The sequence below is a fragment of the Reinekea marina genome, assembly GCF_030409715.1.
Taxonomy (GTDB): domain Bacteria; phylum Pseudomonadota; class Gammaproteobacteria; order Pseudomonadales; family Natronospirillaceae; genus Reinekea; species Reinekea marina.
The window spans coordinates 2,376,247-2,401,215 of record NZ_JAUFQI010000001.1 but is presented as its reverse complement, the minus strand read 5'-3'; the positions used below and the strand labels follow the sequence as shown (position 1 = coordinate 2,401,215).

Below are 24,969 nucleotides of genomic sequence, written 5' to 3'. Positions count from 1 at the left end.
GCATGAACCGAATTCAAGCCGTATTGTGGGATATGGATGGCGTATTAATTGATTCAGAGCGCTTGGTTCAGAAAGCTTTTGTTGAAGTGTCTAACTCCTTGAACTTAATGGAGCGCCCCGCGCAGCGCTACTTAGAGACTATTGGATTTAATCGTGCTAGCACGGTCAATTGGTATCTGCAGTTTGTTGAAAGCCAGGCCGAGGCTGAATCACTGTATTCGGCCGTTAATGAAGTTTATGTCAGCATGGCGAAAACCGAACTGACACTTAAACCGGGAGTTTGTGAAGCACTAACGTTTGTTGATTCGCTCGATATTCCACAAATGGTGGTCACCAGCACGAAAACTCAATCGGCCCTCAGTAAACTGACTCAATTTGAGTTGCTGCCGTTTTTTAAACATGTGATCGGTGGCGATCAAGTTCGTCAAGGAAAACCAAACCCAGAACCCTATTTAAAAGGCGTTGAGCATTTAGGAATGCCGGCCAACGGCACTTTAGTCATTGAAGACAGTGAGAATGGTGTGAAATCGGGAGCTAGCGCAGGTTGCCAAGTGCTTCATGTGCCAGATTTAATCCCCACAAAACCAGAGTGGCACCCCATGTTAGCCGGGTCTATTGAATCATTAGAGCATTTGCCCAATTGGCTAACAAAAGTGTAACGGAGCCTAAGAGATGAATTTAGAAGCAATAGAACCGATCAAACCGCTAGGTGTTAAAAAAGTATCGTGCGATTCTCACGAGGCGGTATTTACGATGCCTATAGAAGGGAATAGAAATGATAAAGGCACCTTCTTTGCGGGTAGCCAATACTCTACGGTTGTTTTAACGGGCTGGTATTTATGTTCGCATTGGGCCTCTGAACATGGCTTTGGTGAGAAGGTTGCCATTAAAAGCGGAGAGGTCAGTTACCCTAAGGCAGCCTTGAGCAACATTACTGTCACAGCTCACTTTAAAGAAGCCCCTGTAAAACGGCCTAGCGGGCATTTAAAGGCGATAGTCGATATTATCGCTCGTGACGAAACCGGTGAGGTAGTCTGCACTTTCCTCGCGGATTATCGAATCTTACAATAATGCAGCAAGTCCCGATTGATAAAATTCTTGTCCAACCAACGGTGCAATACCGTTGGCTCGCGCAACACGGGTGGATAGAATTTAATTTACCTGAGCAATTATTGAGTACATTCACCAAAGTCTGGCAAATGTATCGATCTAAAAACCCTGACAGTGTTTGTGAGTTTTTAAATGATACCGAGATAACCCCGTTTTATTTGCAAGAAAATGATGTGTTGTTTTCACTTTTTACGGGCGCGCAATATGCATTGTCTCAAAATAGTCAGTTTCATATTGATATAAACGGTTGCAAAATGTATTGGCGAATTACGGGTTAGTTATTTTCGGCATAAAAGAATAACTGTCGTGAAAGCAATCATAAAGCGGCTAAAAATACTGAAACTCCTTTGAAAACTCGTTAATATGCTCACTCTTGAATGATACTGTGAAGTTTATGAACGACAGCCAATTTGACGATATTCGCCCCTTTCACGATGATGAAGTAAAAAGCGTTTTGAAAGAAACGCTGAATGACCCTGAGTTTTCCAAAACCATGGCCGCTTGGTTAGCGCCTGGGCTCAATAAAAAAGTTCCTAAACTGGTTCAGGGTTTTATTCGACTGGTCTTCAAAGCCTATTTATTGGGTGTGTCTAGCATTGAGCAATTTCAGCGTAAGTTAGCACCGTTTGCTGGGTTTTTAGTGCGAAAATCGATACAAGAATACAGTGTGCATGGTTTAGAGAACCTTGATCCAACTAAGGCGTATTTGTTCGTTTCTAATCACCGCGATATTGTGATGGATCCAGCCATGGTGAACTGGGCTTTGTATAATAATGGTTTCAACACCGTGCGAATTGCCATAGGGGATAACTTGTTATCAAAACCGTTTTCCTCGAATTTAATGAGATTGAATAAAAGCTTCATTGTTAAGCGCGGCCTAAAGGGCATGAAAGAACGTTTACGAGCCGCTCAGAAGCTGTCTAAATATATTCACTATTCAATATTGGAGGAAAAAGCCAATATATGGATAGCTCAAGCAGAAGGCCGTGCCAAAGCGGGCTATGATAAGACCAACAGTGCTGTCATTGGCATGTTCAGTTTAAGCAAACCCAAAACTGTAAACTATGCCGATTACATTAATGAACTAAATATTGTGCCAGTAGCCATCAGTTATGAGTTAGACCCAACCGATATTGCTAAAGCGCGTGAATTGCATGCCATGGCCGAAGAAGGTAATTATAAAAAACGTAAAAACGAAGATATGAATTCTATTGCTAAAGGCATGACCGGTTGGAAAGGTCGTGTGCACTTAGAGTTTGGCAATGTACTCCAAGGGTCATTTGAAAAAGACGCCGATGTTGCTCTGGCCATTGATGAACAAATTTATAAATTATACCGACCATTTGAAACCAACGAATGGGCGCAAGCCATGCTTAATGGTGAATCGTTTAGCGCTACAACGGAAGCTGTTTCGCAATTGCAGGCACGTACTGATAAGTTAAACGATAAAATAAAACCCTTTTTATTAAAACAGTATGCCAACGGAATGCGCATGAAGAAAAATGAAGGTCCATTATAATGGCCGTACCTGGCTTAGGTGGCGTTCACCATATTGCGATTATTTGCTCTAATTATGAAGTATCAAAACATTTTTATACCGAAGTATTAGGTGGCAAAGTGATTGCGGAAACACTTCGCGAAGCACGCAGCAGCTACAAACTAGATGTGGCTTTCGATGGATTTGAAGTTGAGCTATTTAGTTTTCCTAACCCACCCAGCCGACCCTCCAAGCCAGAGGCACAAGGGCTCAGGCACTTAGCGTTTAAAGTTTCAATATTAGATGAAGCGATAGACTATTTAGTCAGCAACAATATTTTAGTTGAGCCTGTGCGGGTTGACGAGCTGACTGGAAATCGATTTACCTTTTTTCAAGATCCAGATGGGCTGCCGTTAGAGCTGGTAGAGTGTAAGCCGTAACGTTTATTTATTTTCATGTATAAAGGTTCCTTCCCAATTATCAGGTAAGGTCTGGCTGGCTAACCCAGTTATCCGCTCTAACAGAACTTTATATAAATGGGGCCGTTGAGAGCTTTGAGCGAGCTCAGAAAACAGCGTGTTGGCCTTATGCCAATCTTTTGCAAGGTAAGCTTGCCATGCGTGATCGTGTTTTTGCAATTCGCTCGTCCAAGATTCGGTGAGTTGGTCAATAGGCACTATTGGTTCGTAAACATCAACCGCATTTAATTTTCCTTTAACCTGTATTTTATCAACTAAACGAAATGCCCAAGAGTGGCATTGTGCTTTAGTTTCCGGGCCAACTAAAATGTCGGCGAAATAATATTTCGTTAAGCTTTCAAGGCGAGAGCCTAAGTTTACGGCATCGCCTAGTACGGTATATGCTTTTCGAAAATTGGAACCCATGTCACCGACATTCATTTGGCCGGAATTTAAGCCAATACCCACTTTTATTTCTGGGTACCCTAATGCGGCTAATTCTGGATTCAGTTTTTTTAAAACCTCTAACATATCTACGGCGGCGGCTAGAGCATGTTCGGCATGATCTTCATCATCAAGTGGTGCACCCCAAAACGCCATAACCATATCGCCGACGTACTTATCAATAGTCCCTTGATGATTAAAAATAGATTCGGTTATGGGCGTGAAATAACGATTGAGTAAATCTTTTAGCTCGGTTGCGGAAAGATTTTCTGAGATGGTGGTAAACGAGCGAATGTCTGAAAACAGCACAGTCATGTCTCGTGTTTCACCTTCAAAACCATATTTGTCGGGCGCTTCAAGCATATGAGAAATATGTTCGCTTGGCACATACTGCCCAAAGACACTGGTCACATGTTGTTTGGCCATGCGCTCCGACAAAAAGCCCTCTAGTAGATGAATAGCACCTAAACCCAATGTTAGTAAAATACTGCTGGCCAATGGCAGCGACGCATTTTGCTCTAGCCAAAAATAAAGATTAAAAGTTAATAAGCTGGCTAGAAGGGTTAGCGTTGCCAGCAATAATGCAAACGGACCAAAACGATTCGAAAACAGAGTGAATAACAAACCTAAAATAAACAGTACCAGTGCGGTAAATTCGTTAGCGTACTCCCAATCATAGGGAAATTCGCCCACCAATAAACTATTCAGTAAGTTTGCGTGTACCTCTACGCCAGGGTATTGAGTACCGACGGGAGTGCTTCGTAAATCGGCTAATCCAACGGATGAGGTTCCCACCAAAACTAAGGCATTTTTAAAGGTGCCGGGTTCAACGTTGTTGTTCAATACATCGGTTGCAGGAATATAAGGGTATTGCCGTTCGCCACCTAAATAGGGCACGAGCACGCCGCCTCTAAAGTCGGTGATGATGTTTTTATCGGCAAACTGGAAGCCCTTTACGGCCAGTAGGTTTTTTCTGAAAACTTCGAGCTCCAATTCTATAGAGTCGAGTAGGTAGTAAGACAGCCCCATAGCTAAAGACAACGCCGGATAAAGGTCATTGCCATAGCGTTGCACTAAGGGCGCTCTTCTTAATACGCCATCGCCATCTATGGTCGGTACAATGAAACCGCCGCCTACGGAAGCCTCTTGTAAAAGTGGTACGCTGGCTGTGTAGCCATAGGCATCGACGGTTAAAATATTTTGAGCATCGCTGGGGTCAATGCTGGCCACCGGGTTAGGCAATTGGCCAACCGCAATGGTGTCTGTATCGTGGAATAAAAAGGGCAGTAGTACATCGACGTTTTCAAAGCTGCGGGCTAAAATTTCATCGTATGCGGTTTCATCTTTAAACGTATTCAGCGCTTCAGCAACATCAGGGCGCCCAATGGCGCGTGCTTTGCGTTGCAATTCTTCCGTCGGGTTTATTTGCGGTTCAGCCATTAATACATCAAAACCAATGACAACGGCGCCCGCTTCAGCCAAACGATCTACCATGGTTGCCAGTTTTTCCCTCGACCACGGCCATCGGCCTTCAACCTTTAAGCTCTCTTCATCGATATCGACGATAACAATGTTGGCCTCGGCTCGCTCGAAACGGTTTTCATCTAAAAGGAGGTTATAGCGCCAATCATAAAACAGGTAATCGAGCCGCTTAATAAATGAACTGGTGTCGTATGGTGCACTAACGATTTGGTATAAGGTTAACGACAGTGTAAACACTAAGCTCAGACAGACGACGCCCCAGCGAATACCGTTTTCTTTAATGAGTTGAATTAAGGGCATGATTTCCTATTTGAAAGCGTTGTACACTGATAAACTTAAGTTTAGTCGATTTTATTGAGGAAAGTATGAGTATTCGTATTGGCTTTTTTATGTTGGCCAAAATAGCGTTCGTGCTAATGTTGCTTTTAGTCATGGTGTTATCTCTAGCGCCAGTCTCACAGCCAGATTTTTCACCCAACGATAAGGTTAACCATTTTATCGCATATGGAGCACTCAGTTTGGTGGGTTTGGTTGCTTTTAAGCAGCAAGTTGCCACTATTGTTGGGCTTTTTTGCTATGGTATTTTAATAGAATTTTTACAAGGGTTAACGGAGTACCGATTTGCCAGCGCGGCCGATGTTGTGGCCAATTCACTTGGTTTGGCTATCGGTACCGGAATATTCGCTCTTTGTTATATTACTTTTTTAAAAAACAGTCGATTATATAAGGATTAGAGATGGCCAGTAAAAATGTTGCGTTAGTAGCGCACGATAATAAAAAGAAAGAACTAGTTGCGTGGGCGCAAAAGCATAAAGACCATCTTGCACCCTTAACGATTTGGGGAACGGGGACAACAGGGCGATTAATAGAAGAGGGTTTGAATCGACCGGTGACACGTTTGCTCAGTGGCCCATTAGGGGGCGATCAGCAAATAGGCGCAAAAATTGCCGAAGGCGCGATCGATCTGTTGATATTTTTCTGGGACCCACTCGAACCACAACCACACGACCCTGATATTAAAGCTTTACTGCGCATTGCTGCACTGTACAACGTGCCGGTGGCCTGTAATAAAGCGAGCGCCGATTTTATGATTATGTCGCCGTTGTTGCATAATGACTATACCGCCGATGCCCCCGATTTTTCGGCCTATGCAAATAGAAGCACTCCAGCGGATTAACCAAACAGTGTTTTGTAGTTTTTGTATAGAAATCTGTACATAAGGGCGTGTTCATCTACCATCCTATTGAGGGATCGAGTCTATACTGGGCTTAATTTATCAGTAGGATGCAGTCTCATTTTTAACGACTGCACAAAAGGTAGCCTTTGAAACCTAAAAAACACCACTCCATCGCCGAAGACGTTTTGGCGGTCATTATGGCTTCGGCCTTCGTTTCTCTCGGAATCTACCTTTTTAATGTCTGTGGGCTGCTGACAGGTGGAACCGCAGGCATCGCTGTTTTGTTAACCCATGTGTTCCCGTTTAGCTTTGGTCAAATATTCTTTGTTGTAAATCTGCCTTTCTATTATTTAGCTTATACGCGCATTGGCTCTCGATTTACGTTAAATACCTTTGTCTCCGTGACTCTGGTGTCTTTTATGTCAGATTATTTCAGAGTGTTTATCACCTTCGACTACGTGAACCCAATTTTTGCTGCCGTGGTAGGGGGGTTATGCATCGGTATGGGTATTCTGATTATGTTTCGCCATGTCTCCAGTTTGGGTGGGTTAGGGGTTTTGTCTTTATTTGTGCAGGAGCGTTTTAAGCTTTCAGCGGGCAAGTTTCAGATGGTGATCGATATTTGCATTGTTTGTGTGGGGTATTTTTTAGTGCCTTTGCCTTTGTTAATTACGTCGGTTCTTGGTGCATTTGCTCTCAATATCGTCATTGCTTTGAACCATAAACCGGGCCGATATCAAATTACTTAAAAAATTCAATGAGAATCATTTGCATTTAATCTTCATTATCGTTATTGTTTGCGAAAATTATGTAATGCATTGGAGACATCATGAAACAAGTTACTAAAAAGCTCATCACCGCTGGCATCGTTGCTCTTACTGCAACCTCAGCATTAGCTGAAATCAACGTATATTCTTCGCGTCAAGAAGCGTTGATTAAGCCACTTCTTGATCAGTTCAGTGAACAAACGGGTATTGAAGTGAATCTTGTATCGGGCAAAGACGATGCGTTGATCACTCGATTAACCACAGAAGGCAAGCGTTCGCCTGCAGACATTCTAATCACCGCTGACGCTGGTCGCTTGTATCGAGCAAAAACGGCCGATGTTCTTCAGCCTTTAAACAGCGATGTCGTCAATGCCAAAGTGCCGGCGAGTTTGCGAGACAGCGATGATTACTGGACAGGATTAACCATGCGCGCCCGTCCTATTTTTTACGTTAAAGGCCAGGTTTCAGAAAGCGAGCTTTCTACCTACGAAGCCTTAACAGATGCTCAGTGGAAAGGGCGTATATGCATACGTTCTTCTAGCAACATTTATAACCAGTCTTTAATCGCCTCGATGGTTGACGCTAATGGAGTTGAAGCGGCTGAAACCTTCGCAAAAGGCTTGGTAGATAACTTTGCTCGTCCACCTTCTGGCGGTGATACCGACCAATTAAAAGCCGCGGCGGCAGGCCTGTGTGACATTGCGATTGCAAACACTTATTACTACGGTCGTTTAGTGAACAGCGATAAAGCTTCAGATAATGAAGTAGCGGCTAAGCTGGGTGTTTTTTGGCCAAACCAAGATGATCGTGGAACACACGTTAACGTCAGTGGTGTAGCCATTACCAAGGCGTCTAAAAATGTAGAAGAATCTAAGCAGTTAATTGAATTTATGCTAAGCACTGAAGCGCAAAAGTGGTATTCTGAAGTGAACAACGAGTATCCAGTTGTTGCAGGCGTTGAAGCTGCTAAAGCTTTGGCAGATTTAGGTGAGTTTAAAGCCGATGCTGTTAACCTAACTGTATTAGGCGAAAACAACGAAGCCGCGGTTAAATTGATGGATCGCGCTGGCTGGAAGTAATCTTGCAAAGATTCGAAAAACTTTCTTTTATAACACTTATTACGGCAGCGTTTTTAACGCTGCCGATTGTCGTTATAGTCTTTAAAATTTTCTCTCAAGACATGTCTGTTTGGCAGCACCTTTATAGCAGTGTGTTGTCTGACTACATTATCAATACCTTACTGTTAATGTTTGGCGTGGGCGTGGGCGTTATTGTTCTGGGTGTATCGAGTGCTTGGTGGACCAGCAGCTTTGAGTTTCCTGGCCGAAAAATAGTGTCTTTAATGTTGCTATTACCTATGGCAATGCCTGCTTATATCATTGCATACACCTACACAGGTCTTTTAGATTTTGCTGGACCAGTGCAAAGTTTTATTCGAGCGACATTCGATTGGTCTTACGGTGATTACTGGTTTTTTGAAATTCGCTCACTGACGGGCGCTATGTTAATGCTGTCTTTTGTGCTGTATCCCTATGTTTATTTGATGAGCCGAGCCGCATTTTTATCTCAGTCGCGTAATTTAGTAGATGTAAGCCGCTCGTTAGGTGTAAGCCCTGTTAAAAGCTTCTTTAAAGTTACCTTACCAATGGCTCGGCCAGCGATCATAGCGGGTTTAAGTCTGGTGCTCATGGAAACCCTTGCCGACTATGGCACCGTAGAATATTTTGGCGTCAGTACTTTTACGACCGGTATTTTCCGAACCTATTATGGGCTCGGCAGCATTGCAGGAGCGGCACAATTGGCCACCAGTTTGTTGGCGTTTGTATTGCTGTTGGTGATGTTGGAAAAGTTTTCTCGCCGAAAAATTCGATATTTCAGCCATACCGAAAACAAAATCAAGCCCAAACGAGTTCAGCTGAAAGGCGCTTTGAAGTGGATTGTTTTAGCGTGGTGTTTAGTGCCTGCGTCAGTTGGGTTTATTATCCCCGCTCTGGTGTTAGCCTATTGGTCTGTTAAAAGTACTGTTTTATTAACGCCAGAATTTTTTGTGCTCATTTGGAATAGCTTTAGCTTAGCGTTTATTGCGGCCTTTGTGGCGGTTACTTTAGCGTTGCTATTAGCCTATGCCGCTAGAAAATCGAACAGTAAATGGGTGAGCGGTGCGGTTCAAGTCACCTCGCTTGGTTACGCCATGCCAGGTACTATTGTTGCAATTGGTGTCGTCATTGCGTTCAATGGTTTTGATGATCAATTACTGACTTTTATAGAGCGGTATACGGATTCCGAATTTGAGCTTTTTTTGTCGGGTACATTAGTTGCCGTTATTTTTGCCTATACGGTTCGCTTTTTGGCGGTATCATTGGGCTCTATTCAAAGTGGTTTGCAAAGTATCAAGCCCAGTATCGATCAAAGTGCACAATTATTAGGGCTGACTCCGGCAAAAATTATTCGCAAAGTGCATGTGCCATTGCTAAAAGGCAGTGTTTTAACGGCGTTTCTCATTGTGTTTGTCGATGTATTAAAAGAGTTACCTGCAACGTTAATTTTACGACCGTTTAATTTTAATACCTTGGCTGTTCGAGCCTATGAATTTGCTTCCGATGAACGTTTAATCGATGTTGGGCCAGCAAGCTTAACCATTGTGTTAGTGGGTTTAATTCCGGTTATTTTATTGAATCGGTCCATCATCAAGAATTAGTGGTTTTTATGAATATGAATAAACAAACACCGCCTGTACTCACGCTCGATTCTGTCGATGTAAGTTATGGTGATCACCGAGTAGTAAAGCAAGTGTCGTTGCATTTAGAAAACGGCCAGGTGGGTTGTTTATTAGGGCCAAGTGGATGTGGAAAATCGACTTTGTTGCGCGCCATTGCTGGCTTTGAATCGGTAACAAATGGCACCATTGCCCTGCACGGGAAAACAGTCTCTTCTCAAAGCAAGCAAGTACCACCAGAACTTCGTAATATTGGCATGGTTTTTCAAGACATTGCTTTGTTTCCACATTTAACCGTCGCCGAGAATATTGCCTTTGGTATTCAATCACTTGGTTCCGAGCGTCGATTGGAGCGAGTTAAAGAACTGTTGCAGCTGGTGGGCTTAGAGCATACCTCGGATCGATATCCGAGCTCATTATCGGGCGGGCAGCAACAACGAATTGCACTCGCTCGAGCACTGGCACCGAAACCTTCTTTGCTGTTAATGGATGAGCCCTTTTCAGGTTTAGACGCAACGCTTAAAGAAACGTTGGTGCCCGATATTCGTCGAATTTTAGTTAAAGAAAACATTACGGCAATTGTTGTGACCCATGATCAATTGGAAGCCTTTGCGATAGCCGATAAAGTCGCCGTAATGAATGAAGGCTGCTTGGAGCAATACAGCGCTCCATTTGAGTTATACCATTTGCCTGAAACACGGTTTGTAGCAGACTTTATCGGCCAAGGCGACTTTTTATCGGCCGAGATCTTAAATGACCAGCAAATAAATACAGAACTCGGCATTTTAGACATCACCGAGTCTCATAATTTTCCGATAAATGCCAAAGTTGATGTTTTAGTGCGACCAGATGATGTGCTGCACGATGACGACAGCAACTTTTTTGGGTTAATCATAAGCAAGCAGTTTCGCGGCACCTATTTTCAGTACCAAGTAGAACTTACCAACGGCCAAAAGCTTCTTTGTTTAGCATCGAGTCACCATAATCACGCGCTAGGCGAGCGAATTGGCATCAAGCTTGATTTAGATCACATCATATTATTCGAACCAAACAATTAAATTTAAGCGCTTACATTGAATACGATGCTTTAGCTTTAAAAAGCTGAATAGTGTTCTAGTTGCATTCTCTTCAGAGCGCTGTGAACTCCTTGCTCGCAGCTTATTAGGTTCTCTGCTAAAATACGGTTTTTTAAAACCACCACTTCTTGCAGGCATTTCTTTGACTACTTCTTCATTTTCTTCTCTTTCGCTAAAGCCCGAGCTTATCGAAAATTTATCCTCATTAGGCTTTGCCTCGATGACTCCAATTCAGCAAGAAAGCTTGCCGCATGTATTAAAGGGTCGCGATGTCATTGCGCAGGGGCAAACAGGCAGTGGTAAAACGGTGGCTTTTGGATTAGGGCTGCTGCAAAAGCTTAATGTAAAGCGATTTCGCATTCAGTCTTTGGTGTTGTGCCCAACGCGCGAATTAGCCGATCAGGTGGCAAAAGAGATTCGCCGATTGGCTCGAACTACGCATAACATTAAAGTGTTAACATTGTGTGGTGGTATGCCTTTTGGGCCACAAATCGGGTCTTTAGAGCATGGTGCACACATTATTGTGGGTACTCCAGGTCGCGTTGAAGAACATGTACGTAAAGGTACGCTTAAACTAGATAACGTTGAAACCTTGGTGCTGGATGAAGCCGATAGAATGTTGGATATGGGGTTTCAAGAGGCGCTCGATAACATTTTAGGTTACGTACCAGATGCTCGGCAAACGTTGCTGTTCAGTGCCACTTTTCCGGATCAAATTCAAAAAATTGCGGCACGAGTTATGGTTGATCCAGCCATGATAAAAGTTGAAAGTACTCACAGCCACGCGTCAATTGAACAGAAGTTCTACAAAGTTGAAAATTATGAGCATCGCCTCGAAGCCCTAAACTTAGTGTTAAAACGCTTTGCGCCAGAGACAACCGTGGTTTTTTGTAATATGAAACGTGACGTCGATGATGTAGCGGATTATTTAGCCTCTGAAGGGTTTTCGGCATTGGCGCTGCACGGTGATTTAGAACAAAAACAGCGAGACCAAGTTTTGGTGCGCTTTGCTAATAAAAGTGCTTCGGTGCTGGTAGCGACCGATGTTGCCGCTCGCGGACTTGACATAGAATCGCTCGATGCGGTTGTGAATTTCCAGTTATCTCGTGACCCTGAAGTTCATGTGCATCGAATTGGTCGAACCGGGCGTGCTGGCAACAAAGGCATTGCTATTTCTTTTTTTGAAGAAAAAGAAGGTCACCGTGTTGCGCAAATGCCACTAGATCATGATCCTCTGGGCGATCCAATTGACCTTCCCGACAGTAAATATTTAGAAGAACCTGCCGTGAAACCGAGCATGGCGACGCTGCAAATTGATGGCGGCAAAAAGCAAAAGGTGCGTCCAGGTGATATCGTGGGTGCCTTAACGGGAGCGCAAGGGATTCCAGGCGATACCATTGGTAAAATCCAGCTTTTTGATAATACCGCTTATGTTGCCGTTAAAAAGAGCGTGGCGAAACAAGCGCTTAAGAAATTATCGGAAGGTAAGTTAAAAGGTCGATCCTTCCGAGTGCGGCTAATACGGGGCTAATCTGTCAACGTTTTGTTTGCTCTAAACTGGCTTGCCGTGCAATCAAACCAACGTTTAAACGCACGGTGAAACGCTGTAGGGTTAGCAAACCCGAGTAAAAAGCTGACTTCCTCTAAAGAATATTGCGGGTCTTTGGTATAAATACCCGCTAACGTTTGTCGTGTTTCATCAATCAAATCTTTAAAGCGTACTTGCTCTTCCTTTAAGCGCCGCCTGAGTGTCCAAGGTGGCATACCTAAATTATGTGCCACTTGCTCCATCGTTGGGGCTTTTGACGTTAATAAAGGGCCTATCTCATTCATCACTTGCTCAACAAAGCTATCATTTTGGCTCACACGGCTTAGTAAATGATCGCACTCAGTTTTTAATTCTAAGTAGGTTATCTCGTTAGCGTTTTTAGGGGCGATCATGAGCTTTTCTTTTCGATATACGACAGCATTACGCGGTTGGTTAAAATACACCGGCGCTGAGAAGTATTGGCTGTAAAGTGACGCATAATGTGGGGCAGGGAACTCAAACTCTATGCGCTCAGGCTCTAAATTTTGGCCGCTCAGTTCATTAACAAAATTAACCGTAGCACGCAAAGCTAGGTCGACCACAAAATAGTTATACTGGTTGTAAGGACTGATGCTGTAAAAACAAAAGATGACTTTGTTGTTGTCTTGTCGCACGTTGGAGTGGCCGCGAAGGTTTTGGCTGCTAAGCTTTTCATAGCTGGCGATACAATTTAACGATTGATGCAAGTTTTGGGCATTCGCGGCTAAGTAGCCTGTGATGCCTAAATCACTTAACCGAATATTTGCGCCGCATTTTAAGCCTAAATCATGGCAATCGCCTAAGTGGATTAATCGTTCTCCGAGCCGCATAAATCTTGGAATACTGATGCGGCTATAAGGCGAGGTTAGCTTTTCTTTAGAAAGCAAAAACTGCTGCTCTATAGAATGGGTTTTTATACCGTTATCTCTTGCGGTTTTTAGAAGAAGCTGCACGTAACGAACCGAAATGTCGCCCAAAGAAATTGTCACTTAAAGGTACTCTATTGTTAATTAAGGGTATTGTTGAAGTATGGCCTTTTGATTAATCTGGTCAATAATTAAATGATAATGTTATCGGCTAGAATCAAAATAAAAGGACACACCATGACAAACCCACATTACCCACACTTACTAGAACCGTTGGATTTAGGTTTTACCCAATTGCGTAACCGTGTATTGATGGGGTCTATGCATACAGGCTTAGAAGAGCGCCCACAGGGCTTTGAACGCCAAGCAGCCTACTACAAAGCCCGAGCAGAAGGAGGCGTTGGTTTGATTGTGACTGGCGGTATTGGGCCTAATGAAGAAGGCGTTGGGGTGCAAGGTGGTGCAATACTCGTCAATGATCAGCAGGTAGAGCAGCACAAAATGGTGACCCAAGCGGTACATGAAGTAGATGGCGCTAAAATTTGTATGCAAATTTTGCATACCGGCCGATACGCCTATAACCCAAGTTTGGTCGCACCCTCGGCCATACAGGCGCCTATTAATCCATTTAAACCAAAAGAACTCGATGAAGCCGGTATTCAGAAGCAAATTAATGATTTTGTCACCTGCGCATCATTAGCCAAAAAAGCCGGCTATGATGGCGTAGAAGTCATGGGTTCAGAAGGTTACTTTCTAAACCAGTTTATTTGTAAACGCACCAATCACCGCACCGATCAATGGGGTGGCAGTTATGAGAATCGAATAAAGCTTCCGATAGAAGTTGTTACTAAAATTCGGGAAGCGGTTGGAGAAGATTTTATTATTATCTTCCGTCTTTCAATGTTGGATCTTGTTGAAGATGGCTCAACTTGGGAAGAAGTAGTACAGCTTGGCAAAGCCATTGAAAAAGCCGGAGCCACGTTAATCAATACTGGCATTGGTTGGCACGAAGCGCGTGTGCCAACCATAGCGACTTGTGTTCCTCGGGCCACATTTGTTGAAGTGACTAAGCGGATGAAAGAACACTTATCGATTCCTCTGGTTACGACAAATCGTATAAATACGCCTGAAGTCGGAGAGCAAGTTATTGCCGAGGGCTATGCTGATGTGGTGTCTATGGCTCGTCCATTTTTGGCAGACGCTGATTTTGTAAACAAGGCCGCTATGGGTAAGCCGGAATCCATCAATACGTGTATTGGTTGTAATCAGGCCTGCTTAGATCATGTGTTTGTCGGGGGCGAGGTTTCCTGTTTGGTAAACCCGTATGCCGCTAATGAGACCAAATTAATCCTTACGGCCGCTGATAATCTGAAAAAGGTCGCTGTTGTAGGGGCTGGACCCGCCGGATTAGCCGCCGCTGTTACGGCGGCGGAACGCGGGCATTCTGTAACATTATTTGATTCGAGCGATCGCATCGGTGGACAATTTAATATCGCTAAACAGATTCCTGGTAAAGAGGAGTTTGAAGAAACCTTACGCTATTTTGCGAATCGCTTAAAAGAGGTAGGTGTTACCGTAGAATTAAACAAACGAGTTGCTGCAGAAGACTTAGAGGGCCAGTTCGATGCTGTCATGATTGCGACGGGAATATCACCAAGAGCATTAGAGATAGAAGGGGCCGATTCCCCTAAGGTGATGAGCTATTTAGATGTATTGCGCGATCATAAGCCTGTGGGTAATAAGGTGGCTATCATTGGCGCGGGCGGCATTGGATTCGATGTTGCAGAATATTTAGTTCATGAAGACCCTGACCACGTGCAAACCAAAGAGGAGTTTTTGGCCGAATGGGGGGTAGATGTAACGGTATCCGCCGCTGGAGGGTTGGTAAAACCTGAGGTAACGCCGCCAGCCCGTGACGTGTATTTAATGCAGCGAAAAACCACTAAAGTAGGGGCTAAGTTAGGTAAAACGACGGGTTGGATTCATCGAACCGCTTTGAAAAACAAGCAGGTTAAAATGATGTCGGGTGTGAGCTATGAAAAAATTGATGAATTGGGTTTGCACATAAAAGTCGGAGAAGAAGCCCAAGTGCTTGACGTCGATCATGTTATTGTTTGTGCAGGCCAAGAACCACTCCGTGAATTAGCCGATGCGTTAGAGCATTCAAATGTTGAGGTCTTTGTGATTGGTGGGGCCGACGTGGCTGCAGAATTAGACGCGAAACGCGCGATTAAACAAGGAACTGAGGTCGCCCTCACGATCTAAGTTATTAGTCGTTCATAAACCCTAAAACTCGTGGTAAGGTGCATAGGTATACATTATCTCGAGGCTTTAGGGTTACATGAAAAAGGTATTTATTGTTCTTATTGTTGGTTTACTGCTTGCGACAGGTGCAAGTTATTTTGGTCTGCAATGGAAAGTAGATAAAGCCGTATCAAACCTCATGAACCAGTTGAGCCCATTTATAGATGCCGACTACGACAACGTTAAAGTGGGTCTCGACGGTCGCATCAGTATTAATAAATTAAATTTTTACGAAGCGAATACGGCCACCAGTGTGCGCATTCAAAGCATAGGGTTGGCAACCTCCGGGCTGCTAGAAACCATTCGTTTAGAAGACACCTTTAAATCTGGCAAGCTCCCTCATACCCTTAAAGTAGATATAAAAGGCTTAGACTTTGACATCCCACGGGCGGCATTTTCACAGTTAGATGCCGTAATGCCGAGCAATACCCTCAGCCAAATGGCGGCGCTAGGCTGTGGACAAATTCAATCTATTGGTCCAATGCAACTGTATGACCTAGGCTTGAACAGCCTCGTCCTAGATATCGAAGTCGGTTACGTTTACGAAATGGCGTTAGATGAATTTGTGACCACAACGTCAATGTCTATTGATGGCATGGGTGCTATTGAATCTGAACAAACGATATTGGGTTTGTTAGATGTAATGAATAATTATCAATCGGCCATGTTCTTAGATGTCGGAAATATAACTACTCAAAATACGCGATTGAGTATGCGCGATTTTGGCTACAACAATAAATTAGTTGAGTATTGTGCTAAAAAAGCCAAGCTCACCAATGATGAGTGGCGAGAATTGCATACTAACATGGTCGTCACAGCGCTGAATCAAATTGAGCTTTCGTCGGCTTTTGAACTAAAAGAAACCTATGCCAAGATTATGCAACCAGGAATCGAGTTAGAGGTTTCATTGCGCCCACTGCCTGATTTTGAATTATCTCAGTTAGCCTATTATGGTGTGCCTGATCTTATCAGTTTGTCGAATTTGCAGTTTAATGTGAATAACGAGGCGCTCGATCTAACTGGGTTAGACTTTAATAAGGACGCTTTCGATAATTTGAATTTGAAAGCGGTGAGGCTCGCGCACAATGTTTCGTTGGCTTCTGATAATAAGACAACGTCCTCGGCCGCTAATGTGGTGAAGGTAGACCGGCTGATTAAAGTCCCTCCTGTTAATCTTTCATCGCACATAAACCGGAAAGCCTTAATTGAACGTAATGATGGGCAAAAATTTATTGGAACTATTTCCGCTGTTCGAAACAATCAAGTACAGTTACGAATACGCTTAGGCAGCGGCTATACCGATTTGGCCATTGATATTCCGCGCATAAAAGATGCGCGCATATACGCAGACTCGTAAACACACGAGGCTCGCACCCAACCGTCTAATAAATTAGAATGCACTTCCGCAATTGTGGTTGTGCATTTCTTTATGGCATTTGTAAGTTTTGATTCTCTAGTTGATCGTTTTTCTGACAATATTTACGGTACCCGAAAAGGGCGACTGCGTATGCGCCTGATCGACGCTCTGTATCAACAGTATTTACCCGAAAACAAAGTAACAGGGTCGAGCGTGATTGATGCCGCAGGCGGGCTAGGGCAGATGACCATGTGGTTTCATGCGCAAGGTGCGCAGCACATTGATTATTTTGATGTATCAAAAGAGATGGTTCAACGCGTTTGTGATCAATTTTTAGAGCCGATTGCGCAGAATAGAATAAACGCTGAAGTCGCGTCGATTGTAAATTATCAACCCAATAGCCCGGCTGATTTTGTCAATGTTCATGCTGTGCTGGAGTGGTTAGAAGACCCATATTCAGTGCTCGATAACATAGTTCATTGGGTCAAACCTGGCGGGTACCTTGGTTTAATGGTTTATAACAAGCACATGTTGATGTTAAGGCATTTAATGCGCGGCACGATGGCCAAAGCAATGTCTGGTGATATCCGAGGAGCAAAAGGCGGGCTGACGCCAATTTCGGCTTTAAACCCTCAAGAAGTAGAGTCTAGATTGATCGCATCGGGGTTTGAAATTATAACGCAGGCTGGAATTCGCTCGTTTTCAGATTTGGCTGAAAAAACAGTGATTGATTGGTACCAAGAAGATGAAGTGTTTGAAGCTGAGCTAGAACTTTGTGAGCAACGACCCTATTGCGATTTAGCGAGATACATTTTATTTATTGCCAAACGACCAGATTAATGAGCTCGTTAAATAAAAATAAGTCCCCTAAAACGAAAAAAGCAGGCCGAAGCCTGCTTTTTTAATGGTGAAAAATATTAACCTTGCGCAATAACTGAGCTCGCTGCTGCACTGAACTCTTCCATTTGGTCGAAGTTCAAGTAGCGGTAAATATCGCCCGCCATGCTGTCGATTTTAGTCGCATATTCCGCGTATTCTTCTGGGGTAGGTAGCTTACCCAGTAACGCAGAAACCGCGGCTAATTCAGCTGACGCTAAGAATACGTTCGCGCCATCACCTAAACGGTTAGGGAAGTTACGAGTAGAGGTAGAAACAACGGTCGATTTAGCCGCAACACGTGCTTGGTTACCCATACACAAAGAACAACCCGGCATCTCGGTACGTGCACCGGCCTTACCAAAGATGTTGTAGTAGCCCTCTTGCATGAGCTGGGCTTCGTCCATCTTCGTTGGCGGTGAAATCCACAAACGCGTCGCAATTGACTGGTTGTGAGCTTCTAGCAACTTACCTGCGGCACGGAAGTGACCAATGTTGGTCATACAAGAACCAATGAACACTTCATCGATTTTCTCGCCTTGCACTTCAGATAATAAACGAGCATCGTCTGGATCGTTTGGTGCACAAAGTACGGGCTCTTTGATTTGATCAAGGTCGATTTCAATAACGGTCGCATATTCAGCATCCGCGTCAGCACGCATCAATGATGGGTTGGCTAACCATTCTTCCATCGCTTTAGCGCGACGTTCAAGCGTACGTGCATCGCCGTAGCCATTTGAAATCATCCAACGAAGCATCACAATGTTTGACTTTAAGTACTCCGTCACCGAGTCTTCAGATAGGGTAATAGTACAACCCGCAGCTGAACGTTCAGCTGATGCATCTGATAATTCAAACGCTTGCTCAACAGTTAGGTCATCTAACCCTTCAATTTCTAAAACTCGACCAGAAAAGATGTTTTTCTTCCCTTTCTTCTCAACCGTCAAGTGTCCGTCTTGTATTGCTTGGTAAGGAATGGCGTGGACAAGGTCACGTAATGTGATACCTGGCTGGCGAGTACCTTTAAAGCGAACCAATACAGATTCAGGCATATCTAATGGCATAACACCCGTTGCCGCAGCAAAGGCGACTAAGCCAGAACCCGCTGGGAATGAAATACCCATTGGGAAACGTGTATGAGAATCACCACCAGTACCTACGGTATCAGGTAGTAGCATACGGTTTAACCAAGAGTGGATAATGCCGTCGCCAGGGCGTAAAGAAACACCACCACGGTTCATGATGAAATCAGGAAGTGTGTGCTGAGTGTCTACATCGACAGGCTTAGGGTAAGCCGCAGTATGACAGAAAGACTGCATCACTAAATCGGTAGAGAAACCTAGGCAAGCTAAGTCTTTCAATTCATCACGCGTCATAGGACCTGTGGTATCTTGAGAACCAACGGTGGTCATCTTAGGCTCACAGTATTGACCAGGGCGAACGCCTTCAACACCACAAGCTTTACCAACCATTTTCTGAGCCAAGGTGAACCCTTTATTGCTGGCTTCGACTGCCACTGGGCGTTGGAAAACAGTAGAAGGCTCTAAGCCTAGGGCTTCACGAGCGCGGTCTGTTAAGCCACGACCAATGATCAATGGAATACGGCCGCCGGCACGTACTTCATCGAGTAATACATTGGTTTTTAATTCAAATTCTGAAACAACTTGGCCGTCGATTTCAACTTTACCCGCATGTGGGTAAAGATCGATCACATCGCCCATGTTCATTTTATCAACGTCTAGTTCAATCGGTAGTGCACCGGCATCTTCCATGGTGTTGAAGAAAATCGGAGCAATTTTGTTGCCTAGACAGAAACCACCAAAACGTTTGTTTGGTACGTTTGGTATGTCTTGGCCCGTGTACCAAAGTACAGAGTTAGTCGCAGACTTACGAGAAGAGCCGGTACCTACTACATCGCCCACTAGAGCAATTGGGTGGCCTTTTTCTTTTAAAGCGTTTAGCTGTGCGATAGGGCCGATTTCGCCAGGCTTATCTGGGTTTAAACCGTCACGTTCCATTTTGTACATCGCTAATGCGTGTAGCGGAATGTCTGGACGAGACCAAGCGTCTTGCGCCGGTGATAGATCATCGGTGTTTGTTTCACCAGTAACCTTGAAAACCGTTAAAGTGATTTTTTCAGGGATTTCAGGCTTGCTTGTAAACCATTCAGCATCAGCCCAAGATTGCATGACCGATTTAGCCGCGGCATTGCCTGCTTTCGCTTTTTCATCAACATCGTGGAAGGCATCAAATACAAGCAAAGTGCGCTTTAATTCTTTAGCCGCTGTCTCAGCAAGTTCAGCATCGTCTAATAAAGCAACGAGCGTTTCAATGTTGTAGCCGCCTTGCATGGTGCCTAACAACTCAACCGCTTCTTTTTTATCGATCAAAGGGCTGGTCGCTTCGCCTTTAGCAATGGCACTTAAAAAGCCTGCTTTTACATAAGCGGCTTCATCTACGCCTGGTGGTACTCGATTTACAATTAATTCTTTAAGGGTGGCTTCTTCACCAGCCGGAGGGTTTTTAAGTAATTCCACCAACGCAGTTACTTGCTCAGCGTTGAGTGGCTTAGCAGGAATGCCGAGATCGGCGCGTTCTTGTTCGTGTTTACGGTAAGCTTCTAGCACGGTTGTCTCTCCATAGTGAGATTCATAAGTAAGTTGTAACTATTGGACGACTTATGAATGTAGCTGGTTTTAATGCTGCTGAAGTGTAGTAGTTCAGTGACAAAAAGTTAAGTGTATGGGGTCGATAGTTGTCATTCATTTAGTGAATACAGGGTGTGAATTCTATCATCCGATTAAATCATCAGTCTATATTGATAATTTTGTGAGTCTGTAAGCTTAAAGACCATTTCGGATTGGCTAAACAATAGTCAATGCACTGCCGGGTGGAGACTTGTTTTGCGGGGTAGAGTGACTGTTCAGTCCAATCGTTTATGGGGCTGAGAAAGCGATACTTGCTTTTAATGTGATCAAACCGTTCTGGAGGGGCTTCGGCTTGTGGGTAGACAAGTTTTAGTTCATCACAGCGCTCAATAATAACCTCTGAACGTCCTTTAGGGCTAATACACACCCAATCCAAATTATCGGGAAGCGCAACAGTACCGTTTGATTCAACAGCGCATTCAATGTTCAGTTTGTGCATGGCCTTAATGAGTGCGTCGTCTAGTTGTAGCCCCGGTTCACCGCCAGTAAAAACAACAAAGCCTAAGCTATCGTTTGGCCAAAATGAACGGATTCGGGTGGCCAGATCTTCAGCGGTTTTAAATTTGCCTCCATTCTGGCCATCGGTGCCGACAAAGTCAGTATCACAAAAACTGCAAACAGCTTTCGCTCTATCTTGTTCACGACCACTCCACAGGTTGCACCCCGTGAAGCGACAAAAAACCGCAGGACGGCCACTATGAAACCCCTCGCCCTGAAGGGTGTAAAACATTTCTTTAACAGAGTAGGTCATTAAGTGTTCATTTCTTCGTAATTTTCGTTTAACAGATGTTCAAAGTCTGCTGAGGTGACGGGCGGGGAGTATAAATAACCTTGGTACACATGACACCCCATTTCTTTAATAGAGGCCAGTTGCTCAGGCGTTTCAACACCTTCAGCGATGGTTCTTAAATTTAGTTGGTTGGCCATGGCTAATATGGTGCGCACGATGGCCGTATCGTTTGGATCGCTGAGGATGTCTCGCACGAAGGATTGATCAACTTTGAGCACATCTAATGGCAGCTTCTTCAAATAGTTTAGGTTCGAATAGCCGGTACCGAAATCATCAATGGAAAAATGAACGCCCGTAGAGCGCAGCTCTTTCATGGCGGCGACCGTATAATCGATGTTGTCGATGATCATAGATTCCGTAATTTCTAAATCGACCATAAATGGAGGCACTTCATACCGTTCAATAATGTCGTTCACAATAACTGGGAAATTAGACATACGAAACTGCTGCGGACTCACATTAATTGAAATCTTAAAGCTATCATCAATGCGATCGGCCAATAGCCATTCTTTTGTTTGCTTGAGAGCTGTTTTAAGGACAAAGGTGCCGACTTCCGGCATTAATTCTATGTCTTCGAGCAAAGGAATGAATTCGGCCGGCGAAATTAAACCACGTGTTGGGTGGTTCCACCGAAGCAGTGACTCCGCACCGATAATCTTATTGGTTACCGCGTGTACTTGAGGTTGGTACACCAAGTAAAATTCGTCTTCATCAATGGCGCGTCGACTGTCGTCTTTTAATTCTGTCGTTCGAGCAATCGATTCAGCCATCGACTTTTCAAAGAACATGATCTGATTCTTGCCCGCTTCTTTGGCTTTATACATAGCCATGTCAGCATAGCCAAGCAACTCTGACGCGCTTGCATCATGATTATGGAAAAAGGCAATGCCTAAGCTTGCGCCAATTTGCACTGACGCATTTTCGATAATAAAGGGCTTTTCCAGTGATTTTAACAGTCGTTCGGCTCTGTCTTCTACAACAACTTTCGCTTCAGGTTTTGATTTACCTAAGTCTGTCATGCAGACAACAAACTCATCGCCTCCGAGCCGGGCAACCGTATCTTCATCTCTGAATATTTCTTTTAGTCGCTTAGAAATACCAGTTAATAAAGTATCCCCTGCAAAGTGGCCTTTAGAGTCATTTATTTCTTTGAAGTTGTCTAAGTCGACAAAAATTAACGCGCCATATCGCTCGCTGCGTTGAGCGCGAAGCAAGGCTTGCTCGAGCCTGTCTATAAATAGGTGTCGATTAGGTAAGCTCGTCAATGAATCATGATAGGCCATGTGTTGTATTCGGGCTTGATGTTCTTTACGTTCAGTGACATCTACGCCAACGGTAAGAATGGCAGGGGACCCACGGAACTGAATCACCAATTTGCGCATTTCTATAGTAATATAGTTGCCGTTTTTCACTTGCCAGGTCACTTCGGGAATTAAAACCGGTTGTTGTGTTTTTACCACTTCTTCGTTGGCATCATCCATCACTTTTTTAGTGCTGTCGTTATTGGCGTAGATGGCATCATTCAAGCTTTTACCGAGCAGCTCCTCGGCTGAAAATCCAAATTCTTTGGTGAAGGCTTTGTTAACGAAAAGGATTGTTTTATCTAATGCGTGCACAATAATTAAATGCGGCAACGTTTCTATCAGTGACTGTAACGTATCGAAAGAGGCTTCAGTGTTTCTCAGTGCTTTTTCATTTTCTTCAAACAAGGTGTGTATGTAGGCAAATTGCTTATTGAATACATCGATTAGCTCACCAATTTCATCTTTCTCATGGGTTTCAATGCTATTTAAAATAAGGTCCTCAGAGCCTTGTATATTTAAACCTTTTACCTGAGTTTTTAACTGGCTGAGCGGACGCATGACTAAATAGTAAAAAATGCCCAAATAAACGAGGACAATAAGAAATAACTCGGTAATAGTGATGATGATTCGTTTGTACAATGAGTCAAACAAGGCCAAAAACGGCTGGTGGTAGTCGTAAACTAAGATGAATTCACCGACCGAACTGGTATCGCCAACTGAAAAGCTGATATTTTGTCTTTTTTCTCGGATGGTTTCGCCAAGAATAAAGGTTAGCAGTTTACTGCTATCTTCGGTGCCGTAAGCTTTAGATTTTTCAGAAAGTACGTTGCCATAATCGTCGATGATGGTGGCTTTTTTAATGAAATCTGTCAGCAATAACCCTGATAAAATTTCATCGGCCAGCGCTTCATCAAAACTTAAAATGGCTATTTTTATCGGGTTTTGAAGTGAAGAAAACACTCGGTCGAGCTCTCGCGCTACTTCAATTTTCTTCTCTTCAATCTCCTTTTGAGTCTCACTGACCGCAAAGTAAACACTGATGGTCAGAGTAGTTAACAAGCAGGTGAGGGTGAGCCTCCAAATAAGGTTTTGACTAAATATTGATCTAAATTTATGTGCGTTCTTGTAAAAGGATTTAATAGTGGTTACATCTCTAAAATGGCTCAGATCTTAAGTAAAGCATCGAAAGTTGAGGCTCGCCACCCAACTTTCGACCTGTAAATCAATAAAGGCGCCATTTCGAGGGGGTTATTTCTCAACAAGCCAATTTTTATGGAATTGGGGTTTCGTAAACACGATTTGGTGAGTGCCAATGGCCTGTTCTTTAAAACCGCCCTCGCAATAAGTTAAGTAATATCGCCACATACGATAAAAACGCTCATCGTAACGATCTGAAGGCAGAAATGGGTAGTTTTTTACAAAGGCTTCGTCCCAGTCTCTCAGTGTACGGGCATAATGCATCGAAATGTCTTCAAAGTGAGTAGCTATCATTGAAGTTTGTTCGGCGATGAGGTTATGAATCATCGAGACAGAAGGTAAGTGGCCCCCTGGGAATATGTATTTACGTATAAAGTCGACCGAGTTGCGATACTGCTTATAACGCTGATCCGCAATGGTGATGCATTGTAAAAGCGCGATGCCTTTGTCGTTGAGTAAGTGGTCAATTTGTTTGAAATAACCTGGCATATAGCTGTGGCCTACGGCTTCGATCATTTCAATTGAAACAAGTTTGTCGAATTGGCCTGTGAGCTCGCGGTAATCTGTTTTTAAAAGTGTAATTTGCGATTCTAAATTTAACGACTTGATGCGTTCTTGGGTTAACGAATATTGCTCATCCGATAAGGTTGTGGTGGTAACTTTACAACCATAATGCTGGGCCGCATATATTGCCATCGCTCCCCAACCAGTGCCAATTTCAAGTAAATGGTCGGTGGGTTTAAGGTCCAGTTTTTCGCAAATTCGCTTCAATTTATACTGCTGTGCTTCTGCTAAAGTAGCGTCTTCATTTGGATAGATGGCACTTGAGTACATCATGCTAGGGTCTAAAAAGGCTTCAAAGAGGTCATTGCCTAGGTCATAGTGCGCTTTGATGTTCTTTTTTGAACCGCTGATGCTATTTTGCCGTAATGTGTTTGCTAATCTAAGCGCTAATTGCATGGGCTTCTCATACCAAGAAGAACGACCTTTCGCTTTCACTATGTTGGCTGAAAATAGTTGGGTTAAGGTGGTTAAGTTTTCACTGTCCCATTGCCCATCCATGTAGGACTCACCAGCGGCGACTGTGCCGCCAGTAAGAAAGCGCGCGAAAACCTGCTTATCGTGGACAGTGACCTTAGCATGTGGTCCTGAGTCTTGAGGGTTTCCAAAAACGAATTGATGGTCTAAGTAATTAAGTTCTAGCGATCCAAAGCTGAGCTTGCTCAAAAGTTTTTTGCATAATTTAAAGGCAAGTCCAAGTGATTCTTGTTCCGACAGCTGTGCCACAGTCAT

At 43.8% G+C, this 24,969-nt stretch carries 23 protein-coding genes; 15 read left to right on the top strand and 8 right to left on the bottom strand.

Annotated features, from left to right (window positions below):
- Nucleotides 1–2 precede the first annotated feature (2 nt).
- The 5 genes from QWZ13_RS12955 to gloA2 all read left to right on the top strand — a co-directional run bounded on the left by QWZ13_RS12955 (nt 3) and on the right by gloA2 (nt 3,027).
- Nucleotides 3–659: an HAD family hydrolase gene (locus tag QWZ13_RS12955; RefSeq protein WP_290282126.1), complete on the top strand. Its 657-nt coding sequence runs from the start codon at nt 3–5 to the stop codon at nt 657–659.
- A gap of 13 nt (nt 660–672) precedes the next feature.
- Nucleotides 673–1,071, top strand: coding sequence for a YiiD C-terminal domain-containing protein (locus QWZ13_RS12950; protein ID WP_290282125.1), 399 nt, complete (start codon nt 673–675; stop codon nt 1,069–1,071).
- Nucleotides 1,071–1,388 carry a hypothetical protein gene (locus QWZ13_RS12945; protein ID WP_290282124.1) on the top strand — a complete coding sequence of 106 codons (318 nt, stop codon included), beginning with the start codon at nt 1,071–1,073 and terminating at the stop codon, nt 1,386–1,388. Before QWZ13_RS12950 ends, QWZ13_RS12945 begins: the two co-directional genes overlap by 1 nt.
- Before the next feature lie 116 nt (nt 1,389–1,504).
- Nucleotides 1,505–2,629, top strand: a complete 1,125-nt coding sequence (locus tag QWZ13_RS12940; protein ID WP_290283366.1) for a 1-acyl-sn-glycerol-3-phosphate acyltransferase — start codon at nt 1,505–1,507, stop codon at nt 2,627–2,629.
- Nucleotides 2,629–3,027: an SMU1112c/YaeR family gloxylase I-like metalloprotein gene (gene gloA2, locus QWZ13_RS12935; RefSeq protein ID WP_290282122.1), complete on the top strand. Its 399-nt coding sequence runs from the start codon at nt 2,629–2,631 to the stop codon at nt 3,025–3,027. The genes QWZ13_RS12940 and gloA2 overlap by 1 nt, the downstream gene beginning before the upstream one ends.
- Before the next feature lie 3 nt (nt 3,028–3,030).
- Here the strand turns inward: gloA2 and QWZ13_RS12930 are convergent, their stop codons facing one another.
- Nucleotides 3,031–5,271 (bottom strand): CHASE2 domain-containing protein, encoded by a 2,241-nt coding sequence (locus tag QWZ13_RS12930; RefSeq protein ID WP_290282121.1) that lies wholly within the window; start codon nt 5,269–5,271, stop codon nt 3,031–3,033.
- A complete protein-coding gene (locus QWZ13_RS12925; protein WP_290282120.1) occupies nt 5,249–5,371 on the bottom strand; it encodes a hypothetical protein in 123 nt (40 codons plus the stop codon). Before QWZ13_RS12925 ends, QWZ13_RS12930 begins: the two co-directional genes overlap by 23 nt.
- Between QWZ13_RS12925 and QWZ13_RS12920 the strand changes: the two genes are divergently transcribed.
- The 6 genes from QWZ13_RS12920 to QWZ13_RS12895 all read left to right on the top strand — a co-directional run bounded on the left by QWZ13_RS12920 (nt 5,361) and on the right by QWZ13_RS12895 (nt 10,689).
- On the top strand, nt 5,361–5,705 hold the full coding sequence (locus tag QWZ13_RS12920) for a VanZ family protein (protein ID WP_290282119.1): 345 nt from the start codon (nt 5,361–5,363) through the stop codon (nt 5,703–5,705). The two genes, QWZ13_RS12925 and QWZ13_RS12920, sit on opposite strands and share 11 nt — an antisense overlap.
- A 2-nt stretch (nt 5,706–5,707) precedes the next feature.
- Nucleotides 5,708–6,148 carry a methylglyoxal synthase gene (locus QWZ13_RS12915; RefSeq protein ID WP_215998664.1) on the top strand — a complete coding sequence of 147 codons (441 nt, stop codon included), beginning with the start codon at nt 5,708–5,710 and terminating at the stop codon, nt 6,146–6,148.
- 146 nt (nt 6,149–6,294) lie between these two features.
- Nucleotides 6,295–6,897, top strand: coding sequence for a YitT family protein (locus tag QWZ13_RS12910; protein WP_215998663.1), 603 nt, complete (start codon nt 6,295–6,297; stop codon nt 6,895–6,897).
- Nucleotides 6,898–6,977: 80 nt separating this feature from the next.
- A complete protein-coding gene (locus tag QWZ13_RS12905) occupies nt 6,978–7,994 on the top strand; it encodes a Fe(3+) ABC transporter substrate-binding protein (protein ID WP_290282117.1) in 1,017 nt (338 codons plus the stop codon).
- A 2-nt stretch (nt 7,995–7,996) separates the two neighbouring features.
- Nucleotides 7,997–9,613: an ABC transporter permease gene (locus QWZ13_RS12900; RefSeq protein WP_353958989.1), complete on the top strand. Its 1,617-nt coding sequence runs from the start codon at nt 7,997–7,999 to the stop codon at nt 9,611–9,613.
- 8 nt (nt 9,614–9,621) lie between these two features.
- A complete protein-coding gene (locus tag QWZ13_RS12895) occupies nt 9,622–10,689 on the top strand; it encodes an ABC transporter ATP-binding protein (RefSeq protein ID WP_353958988.1) in 1,068 nt (355 codons plus the stop codon).
- Here QWZ13_RS12895 and QWZ13_RS12890 read toward each other — a convergent pair.
- Nucleotides 10,669–10,845: a hypothetical protein gene (locus QWZ13_RS12890; RefSeq protein ID WP_290282116.1), complete on the bottom strand. Its 177-nt coding sequence runs from the start codon at nt 10,843–10,845 to the stop codon at nt 10,669–10,671. The two genes, QWZ13_RS12895 and QWZ13_RS12890, sit on opposite strands and share 21 nt — an antisense overlap.
- A gap of 4 nt (nt 10,846–10,849) precedes the next feature.
- Between QWZ13_RS12890 and dbpA the strand changes: the two genes are divergently transcribed.
- Nucleotides 10,850–12,238, top strand: coding sequence for an ATP-dependent RNA helicase DbpA (gene dbpA, locus QWZ13_RS12885; RefSeq protein WP_290282115.1), 1,389 nt, complete (start codon nt 10,850–10,852; stop codon nt 12,236–12,238).
- On the opposite strand, the gene QWZ13_RS12880 is transcribed toward dbpA, so the two are convergent.
- Nucleotides 12,235–13,227: an AraC family transcriptional regulator gene (locus tag QWZ13_RS12880; RefSeq protein ID WP_290282114.1), complete on the bottom strand. Its 993-nt coding sequence runs from the start codon at nt 13,225–13,227 to the stop codon at nt 12,235–12,237. The two genes, dbpA and QWZ13_RS12880, sit on opposite strands and share 4 nt — an antisense overlap.
- Before the next feature lie 150 nt (nt 13,228–13,377).
- Between QWZ13_RS12880 and QWZ13_RS12875 the strand changes: the two genes are divergently transcribed.
- The 3 genes from QWZ13_RS12875 (at nt 13,378) to QWZ13_RS12865 (ending at nt 17,641) form a co-directional block, all read left to right on the top strand.
- Nucleotides 13,378–15,405 (top strand): NADPH-dependent 2,4-dienoyl-CoA reductase, encoded by a 2,028-nt coding sequence (locus QWZ13_RS12875; RefSeq protein WP_290282113.1) that lies wholly within the window; start codon nt 13,378–13,380, stop codon nt 15,403–15,405.
- 76 nt (nt 15,406–15,481) lie between these two features.
- Nucleotides 15,482–16,801, top strand: a complete 1,320-nt coding sequence (locus QWZ13_RS12870) for an aq_1923 C-terminal domain (RefSeq protein WP_290282112.1) — start codon at nt 15,482–15,484, stop codon at nt 16,799–16,801.
- A 72-nt stretch (nt 16,802–16,873) separates the two neighbouring features.
- The gene (locus QWZ13_RS12865; protein ID WP_290282111.1) at nt 16,874–17,641 is read left to right on the top strand and encodes a methyltransferase domain-containing protein; all 768 of its coding nucleotides are present in this window, start codon (nt 16,874–16,876) and stop codon (nt 17,639–17,641) included.
- A 77-nt stretch (nt 17,642–17,718) separates the two neighbouring features.
- Here QWZ13_RS12865 and acnB read toward each other — a convergent pair whose 3' ends face one another.
- The 4 genes from acnB to QWZ13_RS12845 all read right to left on the bottom strand — a co-directional run bounded on the left by acnB (nt 17,719) and on the right by QWZ13_RS12845 (nt 24,969).
- Nucleotides 17,719–20,304 (bottom strand): bifunctional aconitate hydratase 2/2-methylisocitrate dehydratase, encoded by a 2,586-nt coding sequence (gene acnB / locus QWZ13_RS12860; protein ID WP_215998656.1) that lies wholly within the window; start codon nt 20,302–20,304, stop codon nt 17,719–17,721.
- A 181-nt stretch (nt 20,305–20,485) separates the two neighbouring features.
- On the bottom strand, nt 20,486–21,136 hold the full coding sequence (gene queE, locus QWZ13_RS12855) for a 7-carboxy-7-deazaguanine synthase (RefSeq protein ID WP_290282110.1): 651 nt from the start codon (nt 21,134–21,136) through the stop codon (nt 20,486–20,488).
- Nucleotides 21,136–23,538, bottom strand: a complete 2,403-nt coding sequence (locus tag QWZ13_RS12850; protein ID WP_290282109.1) for an EAL domain-containing protein — start codon at nt 23,536–23,538, stop codon at nt 21,136–21,138. Before QWZ13_RS12850 ends, queE begins: the two co-directional genes overlap by 1 nt.
- 189 nt (nt 23,539–23,727) lie before the next feature.
- On the bottom strand, nt 23,728–24,969 hold the full coding sequence (locus QWZ13_RS12845) for an SAM-dependent methyltransferase (RefSeq protein ID WP_215998653.1): 1,242 nt from the start codon (nt 24,967–24,969) through the stop codon (nt 23,728–23,730).

What these genes read in the sequence shown, in the direction of transcription:
- QWZ13_RS12875 (WP_290282113.1), top strand. Translation starts at nt 13,378, where the DNA reads ATGACAAACCCACATTACCCACACTTACTAGAACCGTTGGATTTAGGT.
- queE (WP_290282110.1), bottom strand. Translation starts at nt 21,136, where the DNA reads ATGACCTACTCTGTTAAAGAAATGTTTTACACCCTTCAGGGCGAGGGG.
- QWZ13_RS12870 (WP_290282112.1), top strand. Translation starts at nt 15,482, where the DNA reads ATGAAAAAGGTATTTATTGTTCTTATTGTTGGTTTACTGCTTGCGACA.
- QWZ13_RS12845 (WP_215998653.1), bottom strand. Translation starts at nt 24,969, where the DNA reads ATGACTGTGGCACAGCTGTCGGAACAAGAATCACTTGGACTTGCCTTT.
- QWZ13_RS12930 (WP_290282121.1), bottom strand. Translation starts at nt 5,271, where the DNA reads ATGCCCTTAATTCAACTCATTAAAGAAAACGGTATTCGCTGGGGCGTC.
- QWZ13_RS12890 (WP_290282116.1), bottom strand. Translation starts at nt 10,845, where the DNA reads ATGCCTGCAAGAAGTGGTGGTTTTAAAAAACCGTATTTTAGCAGAGAA.
- QWZ13_RS12950 (WP_290282125.1), top strand. Translation starts at nt 673, where the DNA reads ATGAATTTAGAAGCAATAGAACCGATCAAACCGCTAGGTGTTAAAAAA.
- QWZ13_RS12945 (WP_290282124.1), top strand. Translation starts at nt 1,071, where the DNA reads ATGCAGCAAGTCCCGATTGATAAAATTCTTGTCCAACCAACGGTGCAA.
- QWZ13_RS12915 (WP_215998664.1), top strand. Translation starts at nt 5,708, where the DNA reads ATGGCCAGTAAAAATGTTGCGTTAGTAGCGCACGATAATAAAAAGAAA.
- QWZ13_RS12940 (WP_290283366.1), top strand. Translation starts at nt 1,505, where the DNA reads ATGAACGACAGCCAATTTGACGATATTCGCCCCTTTCACGATGATGAA.
- QWZ13_RS12905 (WP_290282117.1), top strand. Translation starts at nt 6,978, where the DNA reads ATGAAACAAGTTACTAAAAAGCTCATCACCGCTGGCATCGTTGCTCTT.
- QWZ13_RS12865 (WP_290282111.1), top strand. Translation starts at nt 16,874, where the DNA reads ATGGCATTTGTAAGTTTTGATTCTCTAGTTGATCGTTTTTCTGACAAT.
- QWZ13_RS12895 (WP_353958988.1), top strand. Translation starts at nt 9,622, where the DNA reads ATGAATATGAATAAACAAACACCGCCTGTACTCACGCTCGATTCTGTC.
- QWZ13_RS12955 (WP_290282126.1), top strand. Translation starts at nt 3, where the DNA reads ATGAACCGAATTCAAGCCGTATTGTGGGATATGGATGGCGTATTAATT.
- QWZ13_RS12920 (WP_290282119.1), top strand. Translation starts at nt 5,361, where the DNA reads ATGTTGGCCAAAATAGCGTTCGTGCTAATGTTGCTTTTAGTCATGGTG.
- gloA2 (WP_290282122.1), top strand. Translation starts at nt 2,629, where the DNA reads ATGGCCGTACCTGGCTTAGGTGGCGTTCACCATATTGCGATTATTTGC.